This is a genomic window from Pelatocladus sp., from assembly GCF_059505505.1.
This window is the reverse complement of record NZ_JCACKS010000126.1, coordinates 1-6,648: the sequence shown is the minus strand read 5'-3', so window position 1 is coordinate 6,648 and position 6,648 is coordinate 1. Positions and strand designations below refer to the sequence as shown.

Annotated in this window: 7 protein-coding genes; all 7 read left to right on the top strand. The window is 40.5% G+C overall.

Going from position 1 to position 6,648, the window contains the following annotated elements; all coding sequences use genetic code 11:
* Positions 1-52 precede the first annotated feature (52 nt).
* The 7 genes from AC5JMK_RS11325 to AC5JMK_RS11295 all read left to right on the top strand — a co-directional run bounded on the left by AC5JMK_RS11325 (position 53) and on the right by AC5JMK_RS11295 (position 6,641).
* A complete protein-coding gene (locus AC5JMK_RS11325) occupies positions 53-586 on the top strand; it encodes a trypsin-like serine peptidase (RefSeq protein WP_495910106.1) in 534 nt (177 codons plus the stop codon).
* Between the two features lie 7 nt (positions 587-593).
* A complete protein-coding gene (locus AC5JMK_RS11320) occupies positions 594-1,736 on the top strand; it encodes a WD40 repeat domain-containing protein (protein ID WP_495910105.1) in 1,143 nt (380 codons plus the stop codon).
* Between the two features lie 84 nt (positions 1,737-1,820).
* On the top strand, positions 1,821-3,272 hold the full coding sequence (locus tag AC5JMK_RS11315) for a hypothetical protein (RefSeq protein ID WP_495910104.1): 1,452 nt from the start codon (positions 1,821-1,823) through the stop codon (positions 3,270-3,272).
* Positions 3,273-3,337: 65 nt separating this feature from the next.
* Positions 3,338-4,417 carry an XRE family transcriptional regulator gene (locus AC5JMK_RS11310; RefSeq protein WP_495910103.1) on the top strand — a complete coding sequence of 360 codons (1,080 nt, stop codon included), beginning with the start codon at positions 3,338-3,340 and terminating at the stop codon, positions 4,415-4,417.
* Complete coding sequence (locus AC5JMK_RS11305; protein WP_495910102.1) at positions 4,405-5,043, top strand: AAA family ATPase; 639 nt, start codon at positions 4,405-4,407, stop codon at positions 5,041-5,043. Before AC5JMK_RS11310 ends, AC5JMK_RS11305 begins: the two co-directional genes overlap by 13 nt.
* Before the next feature lie 96 nt (positions 5,044-5,139).
* Positions 5,140-5,316: a hypothetical protein gene (locus tag AC5JMK_RS11300; RefSeq protein WP_495910101.1), complete on the top strand. Its 177-nt coding sequence runs from the start codon at positions 5,140-5,142 to the stop codon at positions 5,314-5,316.
* Positions 5,280-6,641 carry a hypothetical protein gene (locus AC5JMK_RS11295; RefSeq protein WP_495910100.1) on the top strand — a complete coding sequence of 454 codons (1,362 nt, stop codon included), beginning with the start codon at positions 5,280-5,282 and terminating at the stop codon, positions 6,639-6,641. The genes AC5JMK_RS11300 and AC5JMK_RS11295 overlap by 37 nt, the downstream gene beginning before the upstream one ends.
* Positions 6,642-6,648 lie beyond the last annotated feature (7 nt).

Below are 6,648 nucleotides of genomic sequence, written 5' to 3'. Positions count from 1 at the left end.
ACATGATACAAAACCCTTAACTATACCATAAAATAATTTTGCAAGAGGTCTAATGACGAATAATCACGTTATCAAAAGTCAGGAAGTTGCGGAAAAAAGTAATTTTAGCTTCAACTATCAACTAGATATCAACGGTAAAGAATGTCCAACACAGACTATTGGCGCTTTCAAAGAAGGTGCTTTTTACACTAACGAAGAATTGGATTATACAGTAGTAACCCTGAAAGAAGTCCCTGACTTTGGCAAACCTTTAATCTTCAAAAGTAAATTGATGCGGCGAGATGACCGCGTGGCAATTATTCAACATCCAGGTGGTCATTTAAAGAAAATCTCGATTCAGAATAATTTCGTTGCTTACGCCGATAACCAAGTATTGCAATATACTACCAGTACAGAACCAGGTTCATCGGGTTCGCCTGTTTTCGATGATGATTTTCAAGTGGTTGGTATTCATCATAGCGGTGGAATGCTTCCGGAACCAAATACGCAACAACGGTATTTACGTAATGCAGGTACGAGTGCGATCGCGCTATTGAATGACCTGAAAAACAATGCACCGGAAATTTATGCTCGTTTAGCAAAGTAGTTAGTGGATGGCGATAAGTACCAACACGATAGAAAAATTATTACATCTGCTTAGACCGCTTATGCAAAGCGAAAGCCAGCGTAAAGGATATTTAATGCGATCGCTAGGCATGAGTACAAATGTATTAAATCGCTTGGTCTTCAATCAACCTGTGGATAATTTCATCACAGATATGTTGAAGGAATTGATAACCTTAAGCGAAATAACTGTTGGTAAACCTGCGCTTTGTGCGTTGTTAGAAGTGATTCGTTCTGATGTAGGGGAAGACGTAAAAGTAAGTGTAGATGAACTGCTGCGACAAATTAGAGAAGAACTGAAAAAACAGCAACCACCTTCGGGAATTTGGAAATGTCTGCATACGCTTGATGAACATTCAGGTTCGGTTGAGTCAGTTGCAATTAGTCCAGATGGACAAACCCTCATAAATAGCGGTAATTTTGAAGCAGCTGATGGCAACATCAAGCTATGGGATGTAAGCACAGGTAAACTAAAAAGAACTCTGGCTCAAGGATTATCAAACTTTGGTTTTTTCAGTTTGGCTATTAGCCCAGATGGTAACACGCTAGCAATTGGTCAATATGGCGCAGTTAAACTTTGGAATTTCCACACAGGAGAGGAACTAAACATTTTATGGGCAGGACATGCGCGACAGGTTAATTCTCTTGCTTTTAGTTCTGATGGACAGTTTCTTGTCGCTGGATGCTCACTAAGTGATATCAATATTTGGGATTGGCGCAATCAAAACTTACTGCGTACAATCAATCAAACCTCAGATTGGATCGGTTTTGTAACATCCCTTGTTCTGAAAGTGCTTTGGTGCGTAGCAATCAGTCCTAACGGACAGGTGATTGCTAGTGGTGGTGAAAATCTGCCACTGGCGCTGTGGAATTTTGATTCTGGAACAATTTGGCGTACTCTCCCAAAATCAAAAGCCAAAGTTTGTTCTGTTGCCTTTAGTCCAGATGGGCAAATTCTCGCCAGTGGAAGTCAAGACAATACTATCAGGATTTGGAATATCCACACTGGGGATCTGCTCTATACTTTTAACCATTCAGGTGAAGTTAACTGTGTTGCTTTCAGTCCAGATGGTAAAACTTTAGTCAGTGCAGATAATGCTGGGATAATCAAGGTTTGGCGTGTATTTATCTGATTTGAGAGGTGATAAAAGCAATATAGGTAAAATAAGCGTAATTTACTATATATAAAGACTCCCTGAACAGCAATAGGTAACTATATGGCAATAAATAGCGAGTTGATGCGAAAATTATTACCTTTGCTTAGACCCCTGATGGAGAATGAAAGCCAGCGTCGGGGGTATTTAATCAGGGCTTTTGGGACAGATACCCCACTGCTGCATAGTCTAGTTTTGAATACACCCACCAATGATTTTATTCCCTACTTGGTAAATAAATTAGTTAATTTCGGGGAAATCTCTGGGAAACCTGCACTTTGTATTTTACTGGAAGTGATTCGGGAAGATGTGGGAACAGATATAAAGTTACGTATAAATGAGTTGCTGCAACAGGTTCGAGAGGAATTAGCACAACAAACAATCCAAAACTCAAATCCAATTAATCAAGATAGTGTAAATATACAAGCTACCTTCTTGCCTGGATTGGGAAAAATTTTAGTTGAAGACCAAAATTCAGATCCAATTAGTCATGATAGAAGAAGAAATACACAAACTACCTTCTTGTCTGAATTACGAAAAACTTTAGTTGAAGAAAAACAGGTTTACGACCTATCTAGAAACGACATATTCGGTGATTTTCACTTTATAGGTTTTAAAGAAACAAAATTACAAATAAATTTGGTCGCTTTTGTGAAAGCTGATGACTTGACAGAAACCGAGATTGTCAATCTCCGCGATCGCTTTTTCAATATGACACAAATGATAGCCTATGACTTTGGTATCAAGCCTGGTCCCAGGATGCCGAATGGTCTTTTAGGTTTTGTGTTTGAAAATGAATGTCCCAACTATTTAATTAACTTCATAAAAAAGCAAAGCAAAATAGATAATTTCAGAAGAAGTGCAGTTATTTTTCCTTGGGTAATTGATGTGAAGCAAAAGCAAATTCATACCCATAATAATCCAGTTTCCTTATTACCACCTGTAATGATTGTGGAAGACTGGGTATTTCCTGGACTCCAATTTTTAAAATCCTTTGTGCAATCATATCGCTCTCAGCCAGTTAAAAGAAGTATTAGTGTGGCTTCTCCCCAAACTGTTAATAAGCAAATTACATCTGAATTTAGTAGATTAGAAGCAAGACTAGAGGAAATTATTAGGGTAATTCAAGCGATGTCAGAGAAGCAATCAAAATATCATTTTCCTAATGCTCAAAGAGTTCAAATTTTTGAGCAAGTTAGTACGTACATCGAAAATAATAATGTCACAGAATCAGAAGCTAACCAAATTTTGGCAGACCTGAAAAAAGTGATTGAGGATTTACAACAGCAATATCCTCAAGCCAGCGAGGAGCAAGCGACTGATATCATTGATGCAGAGTTTAAGGAAATCCAGCGTACTCAACCCAAACGATGGCAGAATTTCTTGAGTCTCAAACGCTTATGGAATGGCGTGAAGAAAGGTTCTCTTAAAGCAGGTGAGCATTTTGCCGAAGAAACTCCTTGGGGTAAAGCAGCTATTGGCTTCCTTGAAGGTATTACAGATGAGATAGAGTAGCGCAGTCTAACAAACCACATTGCAACGCATCCAAGGTTTATGCCTGTTATAAAGATAGTTAGGTAATGGCAATAAGTAGCGATATCATCCACAAATTATTGCCTCTGCTCAGACCCTTAATGGAAGATAAAAAAGAGCGTCGAGGCTATTTGAACAGGGCGCTAGTCAATTCACCTGTTCTTAATCGCTTGGATTGGGATATGCCTGTAGATATTTTTATCATCGATATGGTCAAGAAACTTCATGACTTCGGTGAAATTACTTTCGGGAAGCCAGCATTATGTGCTTTACTAACAGAAATCCGTAAAGATGTTGGCGTAGATATCCAGATAGATATTGATAAAATTATTATAGAATTGACAGGCGTTAAAACACCGCCACATTTACTTTTTGACTTCTTGTTGCAAATGGATTTTAAGCAGCAAGCGCGGTTAGTTAGAAAAGTCATGGATTTACACCGAACAGCTGCTTTCTTAGTTCATGGTGAACCTTACTGCGGACAGCAACTTTTGGTAAATCGCTTGTTTCGGTTGAAGCCAGAGTGGAAAAATATATCGCCAATTAAAATAGACGTGAGTCATAACGGTGCAGGTAGAAGCATCCCACATCTGTGGCGACAGTTAGCATCTTGGTTTCGTTTACCAAAAGATGTTGAACCAAAGGAGATAATTTATAAGATATGCGATCGCCTTTTCACTCAAGACGTAATTTTAATCTTTTACACCGTCGATTATATGCCGCCAAAGGTTCTGATGGCGTGGTTACAAGAGTTTTGGGAACCACTGGTGGCACAAGTTGAGGTAAATTGCCCTCATAGCGAACGAAATACACATTTATTAATGTTTTTGGTGGACAATAGTGGCAGCGTTTGTGAGTCAAATATCCTGCTAGCAAAGCAATTTGATGAACCAGAGTACCCACGAATACCTTTACACTTACCACCTGTCAGCCTATTTCCTCCAGATGTGCTGGATGATTGGATTGATATGGTGACGGCAATGGAGAGTATGCAAATACCCGCAGGTTTAACATCCAAAATATTGTTAGAAAAGACAGAAAACGGTGTCCCAGAATTTGTTTATGAAGAAATTTGCTGTCACTGCGGTCATCGTTGGGAAGGAGGCTTGGCGAAATGGCTGATTTAGCAAGTGTACTCACCGCCAATGGCAAGCAATATTATACAGGCAAGTCCATCTCACCCCAGGACTGCCAAAAATACGGACTTTCCCCTTACTTACCATCTCCGGAACTCATCAAAGCAGTTAACCTTGCCATTTTCCTCGAAAAACGTCCCTTATTGCTCAAAGGTGAACCGGGATGCGGTAAAACCACCTTAGCACAAGCGGTGGCTTACGAATTAGATTTACCCTACGAAGCTTGGTATATTAAATCTACAACCAGGGCAAGGGATGGACTCTACACCTACGATGCTGTAGGACGTTTGCACGATGCTCAACTTTCTCGCATGGGGGAAGCAAGCAATTCCAAAGTCGAGAATTTAGAAAATTATATTAAATTGGGACCCTTGGGACGTGCGTTTAAAAATCAACAACGCACCGTAGTTTTGATTGATGAAATCGATAAAGCTGATATTGACTTCCCCAATGATTTGTTGCGAGAGTTAGATGAGCAAAGATTTACGATTGAAGAAAAGGGGGAAGAAGTCAAAGCAAATTACCCTCCCATTGTCTTTGTTACCAGCAACGATGAAAAGGATTTACCAGATGCTTTCCTGCGGCGTTGTCTGTTTTATTATATTCAGTTTCCTTAGACACAATTAGCTAATATTGTCAAGTCCCACTTTCCGGATTCTTCCTCTGATTTAGTAGAAGCTGCGGTGAAGCGTTTCACCAAATTGCGGCAGAAAATGGAGAAGGGGAAAGCTGGTAAAAAAGTAAGCACCAGTGAGTTGTTGGATTGGTTTGCAGTGTTGCGACAATTTCCTGAAGATGAGGTATTAAAGCAGTTGGAGGGAGAAATTCCTTTCCCGGAAGTTTTGTTGAAGAAATGGGAAGACCATTTGCGGTATTTGCAACAATCATGAAACTAGATCAACTACCACTGCTAGATATTTTTAACAGCCTACGACAGCGACATGGTTTACCGTTGGGGGTTAAAGAATATTTAGTGGTTGTGCGTAGTTTACAAGCAGGTTTTGGAATTAGTAACCGTCAGGAATTAGAGCAGCTTTGCTGTATGCTGTGGGCAAAGTCTGAAGAAGAAAATCGCCTGATTCGACGGTTGTTTCAGCAGATGTGGTGGCCAAAGTCAGTGCAAGAAGATGAAAGCACAAAACCTAATACTTCTAATTCACCTACAGATGAGCAGTCATTACTTGACGAACAATCGTCTAATTTAGAGACACCTGGTATCATCCCGGAACCAGTGCAAGCAGTCCAAGCAGTGCGTAGTAATCGTAGCGATAGAGAAATTAAACGCCCCCGCTATATGCTGTTAACAGAATATTTCCCCGTTACCAAGCGACAAATGAAGCAATGCTGGCGTTATCTGCGTCGTCCGGTGCGCCAAGGAGTACCCACAGAGTTAGATGTTGAGGCGACAGTGGCAAAAATTGGGCGTGAGGGGATTTTACTGCAACCTGTACTGATGCCACCACGTAGTAATCGCACGGATTTGGTGCTACTAATTGACCAAGAAGGCTCAATGGTGCCATTTCACGATTTATCGCGGCAGTTGGTGGAAACGGCACAACGGGGAGGACGGTTGAGAACAACTAATGTATTTTATTTTCACGACTACCCGGATGAATACTTATACCGTCACCCGGCAATGCTTGATGCCAAGGCTATTTCTGAAGTGTTGGAGGAAATTGGCGAACGAGCGGCGGTATTAATTGTTAGCGATGCCGGAGCAGCACGGGGGAATTTTGACCAAGAACGGGTTGATAATACTAAGGCATGGATTGAGCAGTTACAGCAATCGGTGCGTTATTTCGCTTGGCTCAACCCGATGCCGAGTGAATGCTGGCAGGAAACTACTGCTGGGGAAATTGCCCGTTTTGTGCCGATGTTTGAGATGAGTCCGCAGGGGATGAATGCGGCAATTAGTGTCTTGCGGGGTCGATATGTTGATAGACAGGAAAACTTGCTAAAAGTAGCAACTCAAAACCATGAAGATTCGATCCGCGAGGAAAACAAGGAAAATTTATTACAAAAAGCACCACAAAATGCAAATGAAATCGAAGTTTCATCTCCAGAGAACATGATTGCTATGGATTCCTCAGAATTCATTGAAAATGAAGAGATAGTCAGTTCTCTTATGAGTTTAACAAAATTAGAAGATATCTATAAATTTATATTTAAAGGTAGTTTTTCACTCTCCCCCCACAAACGAGAGTTTGCAGCGTAGGTAAAAG

Excerpts from the sequence above, each read along its gene's own strand:
- AC5JMK_RS11325 (WP_495910106.1), top strand. The coding sequence starts at position 53 with ATGACGAATAATCACGTTATCAAAAGTCAGGAAGTTGCGGAAAAAAGT.
- AC5JMK_RS11320 (WP_495910105.1), top strand. The coding sequence starts at position 594 with ATGGCGATAAGTACCAACACGATAGAAAAATTATTACATCTGCTTAGA.
- AC5JMK_RS11315 (WP_495910104.1), top strand. The coding sequence starts at position 1,821 with ATGGCAATAAATAGCGAGTTGATGCGAAAATTATTACCTTTGCTTAGA.
- AC5JMK_RS11310 (WP_495910103.1), top strand. The coding sequence starts at position 3,338 with ATGGCAATAAGTAGCGATATCATCCACAAATTATTGCCTCTGCTCAGA.
- AC5JMK_RS11305 (WP_495910102.1), top strand. The coding sequence starts at position 4,405 with ATGGCTGATTTAGCAAGTGTACTCACCGCCAATGGCAAGCAATATTAT.
- AC5JMK_RS11300 (WP_495910101.1), top strand. The coding sequence starts at position 5,140 with ATGGAGAAGGGGAAAGCTGGTAAAAAAGTAAGCACCAGTGAGTTGTTG.
- AC5JMK_RS11295 (WP_495910100.1), top strand. The coding sequence starts at position 5,280 with ATGGGAAGACCATTTGCGGTATTTGCAACAATCATGAAACTAGATCAA.